Source organism: Pseudoalteromonas sp. EB27, from assembly GCF_001974875.1.
Taxonomy (GTDB): Bacteria; Pseudomonadota; Gammaproteobacteria; order Enterobacterales; family Alteromonadaceae; genus Pseudoalteromonas.
Genome location: NZ_MTQD01000004.1, coordinates 139,732 through 159,146, shown reverse-complemented (window position 1 = coordinate 159,146; position 19,415 = coordinate 139,732). Strand labels below are relative to the sequence as shown.

20 protein-coding genes are annotated in these 19,415 nt (G+C 39.9%); 12 read left to right on the top strand and 8 right to left on the bottom strand.

Annotated elements, in window-relative coordinates; genetic code table 11:
• The first annotated feature begins 74 nt into the window (after positions 1 to 74).
• The 10 genes from BW142_RS06250 (at position 75) to BW142_RS06205 (ending at position 5,841) form a co-directional block, all read left to right on the top strand.
• Entirely contained in the window at positions 75 to 431 is a 357-nt protein-coding gene (locus BW142_RS06250) for a hypothetical protein (RefSeq protein ID WP_076924374.1), read from the top strand.
• Between the two features lie 98 nt (positions 432 to 529).
• Positions 530 to 1,042: a hypothetical protein gene (locus BW142_RS06245; protein WP_076924292.1), complete on the top strand. Its 513-nt coding sequence runs from the start codon at positions 530 to 532 to the stop codon at positions 1,040 to 1,042.
• A 99-nt stretch (positions 1,043 to 1,141) separates the two neighbouring features.
• Positions 1,142 to 1,366, top strand: coding sequence for a hypothetical protein (locus BW142_RS06240; RefSeq protein ID WP_007584351.1), 225 nt, complete (start codon positions 1,142 to 1,144; stop codon positions 1,364 to 1,366).
• An 87-nt stretch (positions 1,367 to 1,453) separates the two neighbouring features.
• Positions 1,454 to 1,771 (top strand): hypothetical protein, encoded by a 318-nt coding sequence (locus BW142_RS06235; RefSeq protein ID WP_010553581.1) that lies wholly within the window; start codon positions 1,454 to 1,456, stop codon positions 1,769 to 1,771.
• On the top strand, positions 1,772 to 2,041 hold the full coding sequence (locus BW142_RS06230) for a hypothetical protein (protein ID WP_076924291.1): 270 nt from the start codon (positions 1,772 to 1,774) through the stop codon (positions 2,039 to 2,041).
• Positions 2,042 to 2,212: 171 nt separating this feature from the next.
• Entirely contained in the window at positions 2,213 to 2,641 is a 429-nt protein-coding gene (locus BW142_RS06225) for a hypothetical protein (RefSeq protein ID WP_076924290.1), read from the top strand.
• Positions 2,642 to 2,994: 353 nt separating this feature from the next.
• Positions 2,995 to 4,533: a glucan biosynthesis protein gene (locus BW142_RS06220; RefSeq protein ID WP_076924289.1), complete on the top strand. Its 1,539-nt coding sequence runs from the start codon at positions 2,995 to 2,997 to the stop codon at positions 4,531 to 4,533.
• A gap of 248 nt (positions 4,534 to 4,781) precedes the next feature.
• Positions 4,782 to 5,084, top strand: coding sequence for a hypothetical protein (locus BW142_RS06215; RefSeq protein WP_076924288.1), 303 nt, complete (start codon positions 4,782 to 4,784; stop codon positions 5,082 to 5,084).
• A 161-nt stretch (positions 5,085 to 5,245) separates the two neighbouring features.
• The gene (locus BW142_RS06210; RefSeq protein ID WP_076924287.1) at positions 5,246 to 5,494 is read left to right on the top strand and encodes a DUF1272 domain-containing protein; all 249 of its coding nucleotides are present in this window, start codon (positions 5,246 to 5,248) and stop codon (positions 5,492 to 5,494) included.
• A 44-nt stretch (positions 5,495 to 5,538) separates the two neighbouring features.
• Complete coding sequence (locus BW142_RS06205; protein ID WP_076924286.1) at positions 5,539 to 5,841, top strand: hypothetical protein; 303 nt, start codon at positions 5,539 to 5,541, stop codon at positions 5,839 to 5,841.
• Positions 5,842 to 5,979: 138 nt separating this feature from the next.
• On the opposite strand, the gene BW142_RS06200 is transcribed toward BW142_RS06205, so the two are convergent.
• From BW142_RS06200 to BW142_RS06170, 7 genes are all read right to left on the bottom strand, one after another.
• Positions 5,980 to 7,263, bottom strand: coding sequence for an allantoate amidohydrolase (locus BW142_RS06200; protein WP_076924285.1), 1,284 nt, complete (start codon positions 7,261 to 7,263; stop codon positions 5,980 to 5,982).
• A 14-nt stretch (positions 7,264 to 7,277) separates the two neighbouring features.
• Positions 7,278 to 8,507 (bottom strand): alanine--glyoxylate aminotransferase family protein, encoded by a 1,230-nt coding sequence (locus BW142_RS06195; protein ID WP_076924284.1) that lies wholly within the window; start codon positions 8,505 to 8,507, stop codon positions 7,278 to 7,280.
• A gap of 3 nt (positions 8,508 to 8,510) precedes the next feature.
• Positions 8,511 to 9,335 carry a sulfite exporter TauE/SafE family protein gene (locus BW142_RS06190; RefSeq protein ID WP_076924283.1) on the bottom strand — a complete coding sequence of 275 codons (825 nt, stop codon included), beginning with the start codon at positions 9,333 to 9,335 and terminating at the stop codon, positions 8,511 to 8,513.
• Positions 9,323 to 10,924 (bottom strand): gamma-glutamyltransferase, encoded by a 1,602-nt coding sequence (locus BW142_RS06185; protein WP_076924282.1) that lies wholly within the window; start codon positions 10,922 to 10,924, stop codon positions 9,323 to 9,325. Before BW142_RS06185 ends, BW142_RS06190 begins: the two co-directional genes overlap by 13 nt.
• Positions 10,921 to 12,126 carry an amidase family protein gene (locus BW142_RS06180; protein WP_076924281.1) on the bottom strand — a complete coding sequence of 402 codons (1,206 nt, stop codon included), beginning with the start codon at positions 12,124 to 12,126 and terminating at the stop codon, positions 10,921 to 10,923. The genes BW142_RS06185 and BW142_RS06180 overlap by 4 nt, the downstream gene beginning before the upstream one ends.
• Before the next feature lie 337 nt (positions 12,127 to 12,463).
• The gene (locus BW142_RS06175; protein ID WP_076924280.1) at positions 12,464 to 12,946 is read right to left on the bottom strand and encodes a putative 4-hydroxy-4-methyl-2-oxoglutarate aldolase; all 483 of its coding nucleotides are present in this window, start codon (positions 12,944 to 12,946) and stop codon (positions 12,464 to 12,466) included.
• Between the two features lie 3 nt (positions 12,947 to 12,949).
• Complete coding sequence (locus BW142_RS06170; protein ID WP_024597735.1) at positions 12,950 to 13,603, bottom strand: TetR/AcrR family transcriptional regulator; 654 nt, start codon at positions 13,601 to 13,603, stop codon at positions 12,950 to 12,952.
• Positions 13,604 to 14,051: 448 nt separating this feature from the next.
• Here BW142_RS06170 and yddG point away from each other — a divergent pair, with 448 nt between their 5' ends.
• Entirely contained in the window at positions 14,052 to 14,972 is a 921-nt protein-coding gene (gene yddG / locus BW142_RS06165) for an aromatic amino acid DMT transporter YddG (protein ID WP_076924279.1), read from the top strand.
• Between the two features lie 62 nt (positions 14,973 to 15,034).
• On the opposite strand, the gene BW142_RS06160 is transcribed toward yddG, so the two are convergent.
• The gene (locus BW142_RS06160; RefSeq protein WP_076924278.1) at positions 15,035 to 16,585 is read right to left on the bottom strand and encodes a PepSY-associated TM helix domain-containing protein; all 1,551 of its coding nucleotides are present in this window, start codon (positions 16,583 to 16,585) and stop codon (positions 15,035 to 15,037) included.
• Positions 16,586 to 17,256: 671 nt separating this feature from the next.
• Here BW142_RS06160 and BW142_RS06145 point away from each other — a divergent pair.
• A complete protein-coding gene (locus BW142_RS06145; protein ID WP_076924276.1) occupies positions 17,257 to 19,308 on the top strand; it encodes a TonB-dependent receptor in 2,052 nt (683 codons plus the stop codon).
• Positions 19,309 to 19,415 lie beyond the last annotated feature (107 nt).

Sequence of the window (19,415 nt, the reverse complement as noted above, 5' to 3'; positions counted from 1 at the left end):
CAGCCTCGTTTTATTACTAAAGGATTATCGTGAAATACTCTAGGATTGTACTCTTTTCATTAGGCTTGTATTTATTGCTAGTTGCTTTATCAACAATAGCAACAAAGATTGTTGGCTTTGATGAGATGACTCAAAGTACCTCATTAGCTTTTACTTATTACGTCCTCGGATTTGTAACCTTTTTAATCGTGTATTTTTACTTAGGCTATAAGCAAACAGTGAGTCCCTATAAACAAGCCTTTTTAGTTATGGCGGTTTATTGGTTTATTAATCTAAGTGTCGGTGCCTTACTATACATTTTATTAGAGATATCAATGGAGCCTTTAGTATATTTGGTTTCGGCTTTGCTGCATGTTATTGCTGTTTTATTAGGGACGTTACTTGGGGTTCAATTACGTAGTAAAATAATTAAGCATAATAAAAAATCGTAAAGCAGAACATAAACAGCTGGTTTTTGCTTTTTTCACCCTAACCTTAGATAACAACTTTATGGCCTATTTATTCGGCATAAGTAAAAAGGAATTTGAATTTGCTATTTGATTGGTTTAGCTCTGAAAAGCCGAATGTTTATTTTAGATCGTTAGCTGTGGCTAATAACAGCCATTTTTCTAAAATAGAGTCGTTTTTTTATATAACGGGGGATTCCCTACAAGATCATATGCACAAGAAGCTTGAAGATATTTTTTGTCTTCACAGTATTTCGTCTATTAAAGAGCCTAAAAAATCAGATATTGGTTTAGATGTTGTTATAGTTACTTTGCATGGTGGTGATGCATTCACTATAGATTTTGATACAGCTATTATTCCGCTATTTTGGCGACCAAAAGTTAAGTTAGTATCGCGCTTGTATAACATTAAACACAATAAGACGATTAAAACGTTCAGCGTTTCTAAATCTGTTACGTGGCGTCAATTTATTGCTAAAAAATTTAGCTTAAGAGGTTTTTTTCGTTGGGGTCCTTTGTATCATAACGAAGACATGGAAATACTGTTGTATAAAGCATGCTACGAGTTATTAAATAAAATGCGAAAAGCGATTTAACCAGTAGCGGATAAGAATAATTAAAATAAGATAAAAATACATTTTGCTCTTGGTGAGCATCATTACAAACAAAATTACTAATCATAAAAGGATTTAAGAATGAAAAAATTTATATACGCAGCTGCAGCTATTTTATTGCCTACCATTCTTGGGGTTTTATTTGGTGGCATTATAAGCGAGAAAAGTGGTTTTTTAGAAAGCTTTAAAGCATACGGTTTTATTTGCTTACCTATAGCTGCGGTAACCTATTTTGCAGGTTTACGTGCAAACCAAGGTAAAGCTAAATATGAAGTTAGCAATAAATTGACCAAGAACAAAAAGTAGTTCGCTTTGCTGCCACAATGCTTATTTTTACAAATATATTTTGCCTATTTAAGGCAGCACTAGATATAAAAATACAAGGATGCATAATTGAATTATTTAAATTGGTTACAAAAGACATACCCAGAGCTAAATGAGATATCAAATGAAACTATTAACTCTCATATCGACAAAGCAAAGTCTGATACAGAGCTTTTTAGGGAATTCATTAAAGTATTAGGTAGCTTATTTTTTATTATCCCGTTTAACTTATACCTTTATATTTCGGGTATTCAGGCATCTAACAGCTCTTTATATTGGTTGTTGGTTGTGGCTTCAATTGCTGTTGGTGGTTTTATCGGGCTTTATTGCGAGCAAAAGGTCATTAAAAAACGTCTTAAAAAAATAATACAGTTAAAGGCGTTTTAAATGACTAATGATGAAGTGGTTTCAAAGCTACGCAGTGCAAAAGTTAAAGTTGTACTTTATGTCTCGGGCTTATTTTTACTTTTGACCTATGTTGATTTTTACTTGGCCGCCACTTCAGAAAAAACAACACAAAGTATGCTATCAAGTTCACCGTTCTCCATTATTATTTTTGTTTGCCTACAATTAGCGATAATGCTTATTTTTACTTATTTGGAGAAAATCCTTATTGGTATAAATCAAACAAAAGATAATGCCGATATATTGAATTGAGATGACAGGCTTTTGGATTATTACCAGAGCCGTTTTTGAAAATTTATGCATAACTGAGTTACCGATTGAACCAAAATAGGAACTTAGCTATGGTTTGTTTATTAATAAAAACAAATAAAAAACGGGTTAACCTAGAGACTTGTTATATTTTTATTCAATTTCGGAGTCACTTTGAAAAATAGTCATTATCAAATTCTAAAATATATTTATGACAATGATGATGCGGGTATTAAAGAAATATCATCAATTATGATTCGTACACATAATGACCATCGTGATTTTTACTCACTCGCTGCCTTGTTGGACTCTGAATATATCGGCTTTACAGGGCCTGTATACTTTGATAACAATGGTAAACTTGAAACTTATAAGCAAGTTAGAATGTTTCAGGCATATTCTCAGGGAGATGGAAGTCAAACATATGATGGGGTAACTATCATGGGTAACAAAGATGATTCATATTTATATATTGGCTCTAAATCAATCGAGTATTTTAATACAAGAAATGAGACTAGAAAAGGTTGGTATTTAGTCGCTGCATTAGCATTAGTTACATCAATAATTTCAGGTGTTATTGTTAGTGCATTAACCAATGGCTGATTTGCATATAAAATATAACAACATGCCCTGAGGTGGACGACTAGTAAAATTCAGCTATTAATTGCAAATTTTAAAAGTAGTGAGCCTCTTCATTTTCACCACCTAAATACAACCCCTATTCATTTGAATACCAGCGATCTGATAATCAATTGCGCTATCCCCACTTATTTTCACTTCAGCGATATCATCAAACGCGCCGCACCAAAACAAATTAACTAAGAGACAAATAACAATACTTTAGTAAACGCTAGTTCATATTACGTCACGTAATATCCATACAGAACTTTAAGTTAAACATACGTTCGTGCAGCGTTCCCATTTTTATTTGACTCAATTTATTGGACATTCTTTTTATGAAATTAAAGTTATTTATCGCAATTATTTTTAGCACTTCGATGTCGTCTTACGCGACAGAAGCAGTAGATCAAACGGAGTTTTCATTCGAAGACTTAAAAGCGCTGGCAAAAGCCTCAGCCGAAAAGCCCTATACGCCAACTAAGGTGCCAGCGCCGAAGTTAATTGATAAAATTACGTATGACGAACACTGGAAAATACGCTTTAAAGAAGATGAAACCTTATACCCAAGTGGAAAAAAGGCGCCCGTACAATTATTTTACCCTGGGCGATATTTTCCTGAGCCAGTAAGTATTTACATCAGAGATGATAAAAATCAGGTTCAAAACATACCTTTTAGTAATGACGTTTTTGATATGCCTGATGATAGCCCAGCTCACGACCTCCCTGAAGGATTTGGATTTGCAGGCTTTAGAATAATGCGGCCAGATATGAAACCAGATTGGATATCTTTTTTAGGCGCGTCTTATTTTCGTACCGACGGGCCAGAGGGGCAATATGGACTGTCGGCTCGAGGTATCGCGATTAATACGGGTATGAATCAGCCAGAAGAATTTCCGCGTTTTTCTGCATTTTGGATTGGTCCTGCAGAGAAAAAAGGTGAAAGTGTGTCTGTTTGGGCATTGCTTGAAGGGCCTTCTATCACTGGTGCTTATCGATTTGGTTTAAGCAAAGATAACAAAGAAGCTAAAGGCCACATCACCTCTGTAACGGCTAATTTGTATATGCGCGCCGATGTTGAACGCTTAGGCGTAGCACCGCTAACCAGTATGTATTGGTACTCACAAAAAGATAAAACAACTGCCAAAGATTGGCGCCCAGAAATTCACGACAGCGATGGCCTGGCGATTCACACCGGATCGGGTCAATACGTTTGGCGCCCATTAAATAATCCTCAGTCGGTTTCGACCAATAGCTTTATTGATGAGAACCCAAAAGGGTTTGGCTTAATTCAAAGAGATCGTGACTTTAATAACTACCAAGACGATGGCGTATTTTATAATAAGCGCTCATCAGCGTGGATAAAACCTACTGGTGACTGGGGAAAAGGGGCAGTTCAGTTAATAGAGATTCCAACAAAAGATGAAACGTTTGACAACATTGTTGCCTATTGGGTGCCCGAAAAAGAGGCGCGTAAAGGTGATGAGTTTACATTTTCTTATGATATTGAGTGGCGTCCACTCGATCCAAAATCAAAAACACTTGCAAGCGTTGTTAATACTCGCCAAGGCTTAGGCGGAATTCCTGGCCAGCCTATTCCTGAAGGCGTTAACAAAATGGTGATTGATTTTGAAGGCCCTGTATTTAAAGGCTTAGATAACAAAAGTGGTATAAAGCCGATTGTTGAAGCCAGCAACGGTGAAATACTAGAGCCTATTGGGGTTTATCCGGTAGTTGGTACAAACCAATGGCGATTAGCATTTGACTACAAACAAGCTAACAATAATCCGGTAAACATACGCGCGTATTTAGTTGATAAAAATGATGAAGCTATAACTGAGACATGGGTAAGTGATGCAAAGGTAACGATTAAATAAGCATTAAAGTAAAACGGGTGGCTATATTTTGATTTGGTAGGCAATTATAGCAACTAAGACGTTTGTTTAATCGGATGCTAGAGTAAAGGATAGCTAAAGTAGTTATTAAGCAGTAGTTAGCTACTTTGCTATACTTTATATAACAGGGTAAACGATTGAATCAAAATAGGAAGTCGGCTATGATTTATTAATTATAAAGCGCATAAACTCGCCGGCTTGCTATATTTACTTCTCTTCAAGGACAATTTATGAAAAAACTAGTTTTAATTTTGGCTCTATTTTCAGCAAATGTATCTGCTTGGGTGCAGTCAGGTAATACAACAATTAAGGAGTTTGTTCAATGGGAAGCTAGAGATGGTTCTGGCTACGCACTTCTAATATTAGAGAATGACATACTCTGCCATATCCCTTTAAAAGAAAAAGAACTATATTCTCTCGCTTTATCATTATATATGTCAAAAAAAACATTCAACGTGCATTGCCATGATGCTGTAGTTAATCTTGGTGGATACAATTCTCACAAAATACATAGGCTCAATGCAGTCCAATAGTAAAAAATACTCAAACACCAATTAAAACAACATTTTTTAATATTTTGTGTGCAGATACAGTAAATGATTTAATCAAAAAAAGAATCTGGCTATGGTTTATTTCTTAATATCAATACATTAAAAACGAGTTCATTTACAGGTCCGTTAAAAAGGAGCTCTAAATGTTAGATTTAAGACCTAATTGTGAATGTTGTGATAAGAATCTACCTGCACAGTCCACTGAGGCTTTTATTTGTTCATTTGAATGCACGTTTTGTTCTGGCTGTGCTCAAATGCTGTTAAATAACGTGTGCCCAAACTGCTCAGGTAATTTGGTTCAGCGGCCAATTCGTCCTTTGGCTGCACTAAAAAATTACCCAGCATCGACTAAGCGGGTATTAAAAGAAAGTGTTTGTGCGCAAAACACATAAGAACATAAAGTATAGTAATTACATTTTCTGGGTATGGAGATCTGATGAGAAAATCCTTTGAATTTACTGTTAAGTCAATCAAAGTTAAAATAATTAACGCTTGGTTTAGTGGTGCTAAATTATATGTAAATGGTGACTTACGAGATACTGACAAAACTTTGTTCGCTTTTAGGAATAATACTTTACTATCTGCAAATTTAGGTGAGTTGGGTGTTCTCGAAATCAAGCCATTATCGGGGCTAATTACCGTTGAAATGGATGCATATTTGGTCAATGGTACAAACATTCAACATGTATATAGCTCACATAAACGCCTTAGCCTAAAAGAGCAAAGGGTAGCTCGATAAAGCTACTTTAAATAACGTATATTCCTGCGTTTTCCTGCATTTACCAGCCTTCAGTAATAACCTCCAAATGGCTTTGAGGAGGTTTAAGCCCCTAAGCATACCAAGTTAATATACTTGGTTTACTCGATTACCTTAAAATCACTCACACTCTTTCACGTAAAGTAAAAGCGCGCTGTACATTACACTGAGTGCTTTTGTTACATCTTTGTCGATAACAGCCTCTGCTGGGTGATGGCTTATACCGCCAGGGCTGCGTATAAACAACATTCCAACGGGGCAAATAGGAGCGATTGCCATTGCATCGTGTCCAGCGCCTGAGGCAAGTGAAGGTGATGCTTGGTTATTGAGTTTACATGCGCTTGAGAACAAATGCTGGATAGTGGTGTCGCACGCTACGGCATCGGCGGCATGCGTCCATTGCCAATCAAGCGTTAAATTACGTTTGCTTGCTATAGATTGTGCGCTGCTTTGTATGGCGCTTAGTAAGTTAGCGAGATCGGTGTCGCTTTGTGCGCGTGCGTCTAGGCTTATGGTTGTTTTACCGGCAATCACGTTTGTAGCACCGGGGCGAGATTGTATTTGCCCCACGGTGGCAACTTCGCCATTTTTAGCATTGTTTGCTAGTTTTTCGATTTCGGTTACTAGTTCGGCGCAACCAGCTAGGGAATCCTGACGTAAGTTCATAGGGGTTGTACCCGCATGACCGCTTTGGCCTGTTAGGGTAAGCATGGCGCGTTTTGCCCCTGCAATAGCCGTTACAACGCCTAACGCCTGATTAACCGATTCGAGCACCGGACCTTGTTCAATATGAGTTTCCCAGTAACCTAGTAATTCGTTTTTGTTTAGTGCGGCCTTTGCGTAGTCGTTAGGGTTTAGGCCAAAGTCGAGCATGGCTTGGCGCATAGTTATGCCGTTTGTGTCTTCAATGTTTAGCCACTGTGGATCAAATTCGTTAGCGAGGGCTTTTGAGCCAATTAAAGTTGTGGCAAAGCGGGTGCCTTCTTCATCGCAAAAGCCCACTACATCTAAATGAAAGGGCAGGTCGAGCTTTAACTTATGTGCAAGCGCTGCAATTTCTATCCCCAGCAGTACACCTAAAATACCATCAAACGCACCTGCGTTTGGTACTGTGTCGAGGTGCGATCCTATAATTAAACGTTTAGCATGTGGGTTTGATGATTTTAGTCGCCCCCAAAGGTTGCCCACTTCGTCTTGCCACGATTGCATGCCTGCCTCAACCATCCACGATGCAGTAACAGCGTTACACTCTTTGTGCTCTTTTGATAAGTACACGCGGTGAATACCGCCTTGCATTTGCGATAGTGCGCTGAGGGTTTTACAGCGAGATAAAGCGCGTGTTGCGTATTCATCAGCAAGTTCTTTATCTAATAAAGGGCTGTGTTGTGGGCTTACAATCGTCATGCTAAATCCTTTTTTTATTTATAGTGAGCAAGGGCGGCAATAGCGGCTTCGCCTTTAGGGCCTTTGTAACCGTTGGCATGTAAGCAAGCGTCTAAGCTTGCGAGTGTTTGTAATACAGCATCTTTGCGGGCGTTGTAGCCCATAGTGCCAATACGCCAAATTTTGCCATGCAGCGGGCCAAACGAGGTGCCAATTTCTATTCCGAAATCGGTTAGCATTTGTCCGCGTACGTGATCGGCATTAATGCCCTCGGGTATATACACACCCAGTACGTTGTTCATTTTATGTGTTAAATCACCAAATACATTTAAGCCGAGCGCTTGAATGCCTGTTAGCATGGCATCGCCATGTAATTTGTGGCGCGCTACGCAGTTATCCACGCCTTCTTCAATAACAATGCGAGCACATTCTGAGGCGCAATACAGCATGCTGGTGGCTTCGGTGTGGTGGTTAAGGCGCTCTTCGCCCCAGTAATTCATGATCATACCTAAATCAAAGTAGTTTGAGCGTACAAATGGCTCTGTGCCGTCGGTATGATCGGCAGTGCGAATACCTGCTTCTACCTTTTTACGTTTTTGGATCCACTCGGCGCACTTGTCACTGAGTGTTAAAGGTGCTGAACCAGACGGTCCGCCTAAACATTTTTGCAGACCAACCGAAAGTGCATCGAGTTTCCATTCATCGGCAGGAAGTTCGTTACCCACAATGGATGCGGTGGCATCGCAATAAAATAGTACATCGTGCTTTTGGCAAATATCGCCAATATGCTCAAGAGGTTGGTTCATGGTGGTGGATGTATCGCCTTGTACCATGGCAAGCACATGGGGTTTTACATCAACAATGGCTTTTTCGATTTGTTCAGGGGTAAATACTTCGCCCCACGGTACTTCTATTGTGTGCACCTTTGCGCCAACGCGTTCTGCAATTTCAGCCAGTAAATGCCCAAAACGCCCCATAATTGGCACCAATACTTTATCGCCAGGGCGCAAAATAGAGCACAGTACGGCTTCAATCCCAGCGCGCGATGTGCCATCTATTAGCATGGTCCATTCGTTTTTAGTTTTAAATATTTCGCGGTAACGCGCCATAGTTTCGTTCATAAAACCGGTCATTACTGGGTCGTATTGACCGATAAGCTGCGCCGACATAGCACGTAAAACACGAGGGTCGGCATTAATTGGACCTGGTCCCATTAATAAACGCTGTGGTGGGTTTAAGGTTTGAATTTGCGTGTTGCTAAACATTTTTTAGGCTCCCAGAGTCTGAATGAGCATGCGAATACCCGTTATCATTAAGACAACGGCAAAAGCGCGTTTTAGTTGTTTTTGATCCAGCTTACTACCAATTTTTACGCCAATAGGCGCAAATAAAATAGTTAGCGGAATAATAAGAAAAAAGGCAGGGAGGTTAACTAACCCCCACGTACCTAGGGGAGCATCGGTTGGCGTTGTGCCAATACTTAATAAGGTAATTACGCCAGGTAGCGCAATCAATAAGCCAAAAACGGCCGCAGTACCTACTGCAACGTGGGCACGTACATTAAATGCGTTAAGCATAGGTACGCCAATAGTACCGCCGCCTATGCCAATCATTACTGATAAACCACCTACAATGCTTGCCATAACGCCTTGACCAAATTTACCTGGCAGTTGGTTTACAAGCGCGGGTGCGCCGGCTCTAAATAACATGTTTAAACTGACTAAAATAGCAATGCAGGCAAACATGAGCACTAATGCGTTACCGCGAACGGTATGAGCAATAATACTACCGACTACCGCCATAACTAATATAAACGGTGCCCAGTATTTTATTAGCGCAAGGTCAATATTGCCTTTGCTATGATGCGAGCGAATAGATGAAAGCGAAGTAGGTACTATGGTTGCAAGTGATGTAGCTGTGGCTATCATCATTGCCGACTCTGGGCTTACGCCAAAGCCTTGCAGTAAAAAATACAGCACAGGTACGATAACAATACCCCCGCCTACACCAAAAAGTCCTGCTAAAATTCCGGCAAAAATACCGGTTGCTATTAAGGCTACTACTATTGGCCATTGGTTTATTATTTCTGACATTGTGTTCCTGCTGTAGTTACGGTTGCACGTCCATCTGAACGAGGATCTGTTGCTGCTTCAAGGCTTGTAGGTGTATCTAAAATAGCCCCAGCGTGCCCCATCATTTCGTTATTATTATCAACGCTTACCCAATCGTGGTCACGTTGATTTAATTCATGTTCTATATGAAAAACTAACCCTTTTTCAATTTTTAAATTTGTACTTGTATCACCCCATGTGCGCCCAAGTAACCAACGAGGGTCGCTAATGGCTTGGTTTATTGATTTATTTCGCCATGCGTAGCCTGCAAAAACAGCGGCTTGGGTTTGTGGTTGCCCTTCACCGCCCATAGTGCCGTAGGCAAGGCGACGACCATCGCTAAACTTTGCCATTGCTGGGTTAAGTGTATGAGCCGGCTTTTTATTTGGCGCAAGGGCGTTAATATTGTTATCCGCATCAATACCTTCATTGTTTAAACTAAAGCTTAAACCACGGTTATTCCACACAAAACCGCCTTCGCTCATTAATATTCCGCTGCCAAATTCCCAATAAATACTTTGAATAAAGCTGACTAATTGGCCGTTTTTATCTCTAGCTGCCATCCACACGGTATCGCCAGGCTCTGCGCTAAAAGGCCATTTTTTGGCTTTGGTCATATCAATATTATTAGCAAGTTGGCTTAAGCGATTATCGGTTAGTGCGTTTTTATAACCGTCTCCTAATACTTCAGGGTCAGCCCAAAGAGTAGGGCGATGGGTAAAGCTTTGTTTGGTTGCCTCAACAATTAAATGCATCCAGTCGGCATCGGTTTTAGCTTTGTGTTTTAGTTTATTTACGGCACCAATTATTTGCAGTGAATGCACGCCTTGTGTTGGTGCGGGTAAGTTATAGCAATCAATACCTGATAAGTTTGCATTTAGCGCAGTAACGACCTCGGCTTTAGTATTTGCAATATCACTTACGGTAATTGAGCTACCTGCTTTTGCTAAGTCGGCGGCAAATGAGTTAGCAAGTGCACCTTCATAAAATGCGTTTAAACCCTGTTTTGCTAAGTGTTCAAATGTTGCTGCAAGTTTAGGGTTTTTAAAATGCTGACCTGCTTGCAAGGGCTTACCATTGGGTATATAGAGGCTTTTAAACGCGTCATTGGTATTATTTGCAGCAGCTAGCTTTTCGCAGCCTGCTTGCAAGCTTTTTGTAACGGTAAAGCCCTCGCGAGCAAGTGCAATGGCGGGCGCTAAAATTTTTGACAGTGGCAGTGCTGCGTGTTCATCTAGCTCAAGGGCTTTTTGCCAACCGCGTATTGTACCCGCTTGAGTCAATGCGCTTAGTCCGCCGCGCTCTGGTATTTGTGTGAGCGTGTTATAAGCACTTGTATTACTTGCAGCTCGGCCGCAGGCGTCAATAGCGATGGGCGTTTTTTGGTTTGGGTTATCGATAAGCCAAAAGCTATCGCCACCAATTGAGTTCATATGTGGATATACAACGCTGATAGCAGCGGCCGCGGCTACCATAGCCTCGGTGGCTGTACCACCTTGTTTTAATATACTTATACCTGCCTCAGTGGCCGAAAAATGAGACGCGGTAAATGCAATGTTGTGTGTGGTCATGCCGGTGTGTCCTTTTTTAAGTGTGCAGCTAATTGTTGTACGCACGCAAGTAGGCTTTTATCGTTACCGTGGCTCATCATTAATGAAAAGCCATACGGATGTGCATTTGCTAAATTAGCCAGCGGTAAGTGTACTTGCGCCGAACCACTCAGCCCTGCAATTGCCGAAAGCGTAATAATTTGCATGCGTAAGGCGCTTGTGTCGGCGCCTAATTTAGGTGCGGTTGTAGGGGTGGTAGGTAAAAATAAGCAGCTGTGCTTATTTAGGTTTTTAGCGACGATTGCTTGCCACTCATACTGTATTTTTAATGCCTCTTGTTCTTCTTGCTCGGTTAAAGCCAGTGCCATTTTAAAACGAGCTGCAATTGCTGGCGCAAAATGAGAAAGCTGATCTGGGAGTTCAATCCAATCTCGGTGCGTTTTAGCAATCGCACGACCTTGTAATATTCTAAAGGTATCGGCAAGCTCACTTAGTAAACCAACGTTGGGGAGTTTAAACTCGATATGATGATTAAAATAAGGTTTGGTTTTTTCTAAAAGATTACCCAGTGGTGCTTGTAAAGAGGGGTCAACAAGTTCAAAGAGTGCTTCGCAAATAACTAACGTATTTACTTTATTAATAGGTTGTTGTGGTAATAATACATTGCCAACGCTGCTTAATAGCTCGGCGCTTTGGGTAAGCCAACCTATAGTATCAAAAGGCGGTGCCAACGGTATTAGGCCGTCTTTTTCAATCACGTTATGGCTTGGCCTTATACCAAATAAACCACAATAGCTGGCGGGTATTCTAATTGAGCCGCCAGTGTCGGTGCCTAAGCCAATATCGGCTAAGTTAGCAGCAACGGATGCAGCAGAACCCATACTCGAACCGCCACTTGCATGACCGCTAAGTTTTGGGTTTTGTGCTGCACCATAGTGAATGTTATTTCCCTCTAAGCTGTAAGCAAGCTCATCGGTATGGGTAAAGCCTATAAAGTTACAACCAGCGGTCATGAGCTTATTAACCGAGCTTGCCGTATTCTGAGCCGGTTTAGCTGTTTTAAACCAATGTGGATTGCCTGCGCTGTTACGCTCGTCTTTAATTGCAAATACATCTTTAATCGCAAGACGCTTATTAATAAGCGTGCCTTGGTAATGTGTTTGCCATGCCTTAGGACCATGGTCACAAAAAATACCGGTCGTATTATTATTTTTGGTACTCATATCACCACTCGTTATAAAAAATCTGACCAAGCAGTTCAGATTTAGAGTGATTAAAAAGACGGATTAATTTTTATTATTTTTCAGCTCACTGCGTAACATCTTGTTTTTATTTTACAGAGCCTGATCCGCTTTTTAATCGGTTAGCTTATTATATTGTTTAAAACCTAAGCAAGAGGAATGCCATAAATTAAAACCCTGTCCAATTGGTCAGGATTTGGCGAGTTGTATGAGGTTAGTAAATATGGGCTGTAAAAATAGTGGTATTAAAATGAGCTAAAACAAACCAATTTGGTGCGCAGGTGCACCAAATTGGTCTTTATTTATATGGTTGTGAGCGCTAAATAAGGGACGTTTTACTGATGATTAAACCGTTAATATCGGCGTAAACCCAATCGTTAGGTTCTATGGTGGTGCCAAGCATGGTAACAGCTTGGTTTTTATCACCAAAGCCGCGCTTTAAGGTACTACGCGGTGTAGAGCCTAGCGCCATAACCGGTAAGTCCATAGTGGCGAGTATTTCGATATCTCGGCAACAGCCATTTATTATTACCCCTTCCCAGCCATTATTTAGGGCACGCTCAGCCATAATATCGCCAATAAACGCAAAGCGTTTGCTCGCAAACCCGTTTATAACTAATACTTTACCTTCACCATTTTCATGCAATATATCGGCGGCAAAAGAGTTGTCTTCTGGGCAGGTAACGGTAACGACTTGACCGTAAAACGTGGTTTTTTTACCAAAGTGATAAAGGCCACTGTCGGCTACTTGTGCGCTATCGCGATGATCGTCAAATAAATCGGGTGTAGTAAAGGGTGTCATGGGTTAAGTCTCACTTTGCTCAGGTATTTTAAGACCAATACCTTTTAAAATTATGTGGGCAATTGATTGCGTAATTTGTGCCACATCGGTTTTGTCGTACTCTAATTTGTTCATTACGAGTAAAACCTCAGCCTGAAAATCGGCGTAATACTGCGTGGTAGACCAAATAGTAAAGAGCAAATGGTAGGGATCAACCTTATCCATTTTATCTGCGTCCATCCACGCTTGAAGTACATCAACTTTTTGCTTAACCCAAGGGCGGGTATTGGTTCTAAAGTAGTTTTGTAAATAAGGGGCACCGCGCAGTATTTCGCTGGCAAATAAGCGAGATTGCATTGGCTGATTTACGGCGAGTATTACTTTACTTTTAATATAGTTATAAAGCACGGTAGCTGGATCGTCGTTAATTGTGACGTTATCTAGCCCTAAGTTCCAATTAGCTATTATGCGGTCGATCACAGACTCGTACAGACCATCCTTACTTTTAAAGTAATACAAAATATTAGCTTTTGGCACCTGCGCTTCTTTAGCAACCATGCTCATACTTGCTCCGTCGTAACCTAATTGCGAAAACAATTGCTCGGCGGCATCTAAAATTAGTTTTTGGTTTTTTTCGCGTGTTACTTCTTTTTTATTTGGTTTTATTTGTGTGGTCATTGTTGAGTTTGCGTGTTTAACGTATTGATTGATTGTAGCTTTACTGACCAAAAGGTCAATTACTAAAAAGTGTGAATGTAAAAAACAGGGGAAGAGGTTTAAGCTATAAACTTTAGGGTCTGTTGATCTTTGCGGATTAAAATTTGTTCAAACTATGGGCTATTTAATCGCGGCGCGAGATTTGTAACCTAGTGGGCTAAGTAAAAACCGAGCAACAAAGAGTAAGTAGTCCCTAGGAAGAACCCTTTGGGCAGCGCCTGTTTGGCATTAATGCTACGTTATCGCCCATTTATGGGGAATAACCACACTATATAGGCTCTGCCTTGCCTAAATACCAAACAGACTGCTGCAAATTTAACCTTGAAAGATCAACAGACCCTAATTGTTTAATTAAATAATTACTGTTAGTTTAGTTTCAAATTTACGAGTAGTACTTTTGGATTGGCAAATGGAGTTTTTAAGCAAAAATAAATACACGCTTTATGGAGTTGCTGCAATATTACTGTGGAGTTGCTTAGTGGCATTACTACGGGATATTTCTGAGTTGTTTAGCCCCATTGGTGGTGCTGCGGCTATGTACTCTGTCAGTGCGATATTTTTAATTTTGGTTATGGGAGTGCCTAAGTTTAGTGGGTTTTCAAGACGCTACCTGGTAGTAGGTACTTTATTATTTGTATCGTACGAAATTTGCTTGGCGCTTTCTATTGGTATGGCAAATAGCCGTCATCAGGCAATGGAAATGGCGGTTATTAATTATTTATGGCCCACGCTGACTATATTGCTCTCTATTATTATTGGTCGCAAAAAAGTAAGTTATTGGGTGTACCCAAGCATGATTATTGCTTTTTTAGGCGTTGCTTGGTGTATTACGGGCGATCAAGAAATGTCACTCGATACGCTTGTAGCTAACTTTGCTGATAATCCTGCTACTTATTTAATGGCATTAACTGCAGCGTTTATATGGGCTATTTATTGCGTAGTTACGCAGAAGCTGAGTAATGGCAAAAATGCCATTACGTTATTCTTTACTGTTACGGCAATGAGTTTATGGGCGCAATATGCTTTTAGTAATGAAGCACCATTAACGTTTTCACTCAGCTCAAGCATAACATTGCTATTAGCAGGAGTAGTGGTAGGGAGCGGGTATGCACTGTGGAACCAAGCTATTATTGGCGGTAACTTAATGCTGCTTGGCACACTTTCGTACTTTACACCGGTGTTTTCTACTATTATTTCAGCGCTGTATTTATCTATTACGCTGAGCGCTTCGTTTTGGCAAGGAGTTGTACTGGTAACCGTGGGCTCGCTAATTTGCTACTTTGTAACGCGAGAAAAGTCTGTTACAGAGCCAGCAAAAACACTAAGCTAAATTATATTTATATGTAACTCGATTAATGAGGCGTGCTATACGCCTCATTAAGTTTGTGGCCACTATGCAGGCATAACGGCATAGCTTGCTGATTTGTATCTAACTTTTTTTGCACAATAATAAAATATTAACGCAAATACTGCAGCGCTAATATCAACAATACCGCTTTGATAATATTTAAAAAAATCATCAGCTAATAAAGCCTGTACTAGTGTTGAAACTCCCATACCAGCAGATAAAAATGCAATGCCGATTAAGCCCCAATAGCTAGCGTGGTGAGTTCCTTTAAAAAAGGTATAAGCAACAAAAACAAAAAATACCAAATAGTAACTATAAAGGTAACTGTAATTTGCGTTCTCTATATATAGGTTTGTCCATTTAGCTTGCAATAACGTGGCAACCACGGCAATTATTGAACCTACACACACACCAATTGTTAAATTTGCCATAAATCGTGTGCTTCGTTTGTTTGGATCTTTTTTAAAGCGTTTGTCTAACCACAATAAGTTACCAGAATAAAATAAGAATGCGCCAAGCAGCCCCATAATAAAATACCCCCAACGCCCCCATTCACCTCCATAAGTACCAAAGTGAAGTGAAAAGAAACTTCCTACTATATTACCCCAAACACCCTCATCTCCTTGCGGATAGCTTGAGTTAAGTACTTCTAATGTATAAGGATGTAGAAATAAGTAGTCAGTATCAGGTCCGCGAACGACAGCGCTGCTATTACTCATTTTTAATGTTGCTGTTGGACTGTTTGTGTTTAAACGATTAAACGCAATATGAATTGGCTCATAACCTGTAGCGTAGTTTTTTGCCGCTAGGAGCTGTTTATCTATACTTGGTAAATTTGCAATATGATAATTATGTGCTGCTGGGGCAGGGCGTTGAAAAAAGGATTTATCGTCATAAAATGCTGATAGACCATCATAAATTAGATCATGAAATGCAAACACAACAACAGTAAACGCTATAATTAAATGAAAAGGCAGGCTGGCGATCCCAACTAAATTATGGCTGTCGAGCCAAAAACGACTAGCGCCTTTTTCTTTTCGTATTGCAAAAAACGTTTTTATAAGCGTAGGTAGTAAAATAATTACGCCAGACACCAATGCTAAAAAGTACAGCGCAGATGCTATACCGAGTATATACACCCCTGATTGGTCGTGACCAATCTCGCCTGCAAACCCTGCGGTTCGATGCAAATAATCTATTAAATCTGCAAGTTTATTCTCACTTTGTTGCTGTATAACCAGATTATTTTGCTGGTTTATATGTAGCGCCTGTAATTGGTTATCAAGTGCCATACCGCGCTCTTTTCCTTGGCTGTACCAAGAGAGCGGTGCTTGATTTGTTAGTAAATCGAGGGAAAAGCCATTGCCCATTTGCTCAGGGTACTTAACTATTGCTTGGTCAACTAATGTTTGGTAATTGTTAGTGTATGGTTTAGTCACTGGTGCACTGACGGGTTTTGCCCACTGTGCTAATTCGTGTTTATACATGGTTAAACTACCAGCATAAAACCCTATAAAAAGGACTAAGCCTGTGATTATTCCTGTCCATGTATGCACACCTTGATAGGTGCGCAAAATATCGGCTCTAACTCTCATAGCCAAGTCCTTAAAATTATAAATAAACTATATAGCGTTATATTTAAGCCCCCAAGCGTCAGCCAAGCATTTTTTGCCGAGCTAAACAGGTATGTGAAGCTAAAAATGGTTAACCATAAAAGAGGGATTATCCACATATTAAATTGCACTTTATCAGGCGCATCTATGCCTCCCGCTCCGTACCATGCAAAAAAAGCAACGAGAATAAACGCTAGTGCGAGCCCTAAAAAACAACCCGCCAAACTTTTTCCAAGCCAAGTTGGTTTTATTTTTTGCCTTTGTGCAGATGACATTATTTAACTTCCTTGCGTTTAATTAGGCTGACGAGCGGAATTATTATTAAAGCGAGCATTATCATTAAAATGATAAAAAATACGGCTGCCGCATTAGAAAAAGCATATAAGGCTAATGGTATTGCAATAACAAAAAGGACAAATGTGAGCTTGCGCCAGCTTTTATTAATGGGTTTGCTTAGTAGTCGCTGGTGGCGGTTACTAAGATAAAACAGCGATGTAGCAGTAAATAAAATAAGAGAAAGGGTAAGTTGCAACATAAATAAAAACACTTGTTAATGATATTGCCATTCTAAATGATAATTAAACTCAATTGCAACAAGTGCGTGTTTGTGCTATTTTTCCGAAAAATCAAATAACCATCCATAAAAGGGAATAATAGCGGTGCGGTCATTCAAACTAAATAAGCTTTCACTAATCATTACAGGCTCTTTATTGTTGTCTCAAAGCAATGCATTTGCTGATGAAACAAGTCGTGAATCAATAGATACAATTACTGTAACAGGCGAAAAAATCGAAAGGTCACTCAAGGATACGATTACATCGGTTGCAGTTGTAGATAGTTCGTTATTAGAAAATGGGCAACTAGGCTCTGTTTCTGAAGCCTTGGCAGAAATGGCAAATGTGGTGGTACTTACTGGCGCTGTGCCAGATATGCGCGGTGTGTCGGGTAATGGTGGTGCAACTGGGTTTAACTCATTTAGTGGTGGCTCAAAAGCGCGAGTATCAACACTTGTTGATGGGGTTAGTCAGCCATTTGTTGCTGATTTAACTGGTGATACCGGTTTATGGGATATAGAGCAAATAGCGGTATACCGTGGACCGCAGTCAACAAGTAATGGGCGTAATAGTATTGGTGGTGCTGTTTATATGACAACTAAAGCGCCAACACAAGATTTTGAAGGTGCTGTACGCGTTGGTTATAAAAATCAAGACAGCTACCTTGATACAGCGGCCGTTGTTTCGGGGGCATTAGTTGAAGACGTATTAGCATTTCGCTTGTCTACTCAATATGTAAACGGTGAAACCTTTAGTAATCCAACGATATATGAAACCAATCCAACAGATAAGAACTTAAATAACCTTAATACCAGCAGTACGCGAGCAAAATTACTGTATACCCCAACAACAGATTTAGCTGTACAGCTGACTTACTCAACGTATAGCGAAGAAGGTAATACGGGTCGTAAGTATTATGAAGGTGATAAACCGTTTGATTATGTGCCTTTATTTCAGCGTGACATGGATACCCAGTCAGACACGACTCAGGTAAATATTGATTATAAAATTAATGATAACTTTTCGTTCGATATATTACTCGCTTATATGGATTATGAATGGGGCTACGAGGCTTATGAAGCACTGGCAAGCGCTGAGTCTGATATTTCTATGGATGAAAAAAATATCACCATTGATAGCAAGTTAAACTTTGGCTTAAATAGTGAATTTTATTCAGGCTTTGTTGGTATTGCTTACTTTGACCGTGACCAAGACTTTAAAAGCGTTGGTGCAACCAATTATTTTGGTGACGATCGTAGTGACTCTAAAGCAATTTATGGCGAAACCAGCTTTAAGTTAACTAATGAGCTTACTTTAACCGCTGGGCTTAGAGTTGAGCGTGAAGAACAACTTCGTAATTTTGACATGGCTTTTGGTGGCAGTAGATTAGTTGAGCAGCTAGACAATTCTAACACTATAAGGCTACCGACCTTAGCTATTCAATATAAAATTAACAATGATACGACCCTATCTGCAAGTGCTCGTCGTGGTTATAACGCTGGTGGTGGTGCTTTGAATTTTACCGCGCAGGAATATTATTACTACGATCAAGAATCAGTAAATACGTACGAGTTGGGCTCGCGTAGCGTACTAAATAATGGTGATTTAAATATTAGTGCTAATATTTTTTACAATAATTTTGATGGTTATCAAGCATTAAGTTCTGATAGGAAAATTACTAATATTGACGACGCACATAGCTATGGTTTAGAGCTTGAAGCATATAGCATGTTAGGTGAGCAATGGCAGTTACACGCAGGGCTGGGTTTATTAAAAACTAAAATAGATGAATCAACTACTTATTCTGATGCAGTGGGCAATGAATTAAATTCAGCACCAGAACTGACTGCAAGTTTAGGGGTATCGCATTGGTTTACAGATACCTTAAAGCTAAATGTGAGCGCTAATTATGTAGACGAGTACTACGGTGATTTAACTAACACCGAGGAGCGTGTTGCTGGCGGTTACACAATTACGCGTGCAACAATAAGCTATAACAGCGATCATTGGTTGGTGAGTGCTTTTATTAATAATACATTAGATGAAGAAGCATTTACGTCGGTAGAGCCTGCAAGCGGGCGTTACCCAACGGGTTATGTTGCTGTTGTTAACCCACAAACATTAGGTGCTTCAGTAACGTATCGTTTTTAACGTGCTTCTAAAATAATGAATTGGAAATTGTAACGCTACCTTTTAAAGGTAAAATAATTTAAAGCCCTAAAGCATTAGGGCTTTTCAATAAAGGGGGAGCTTTAACC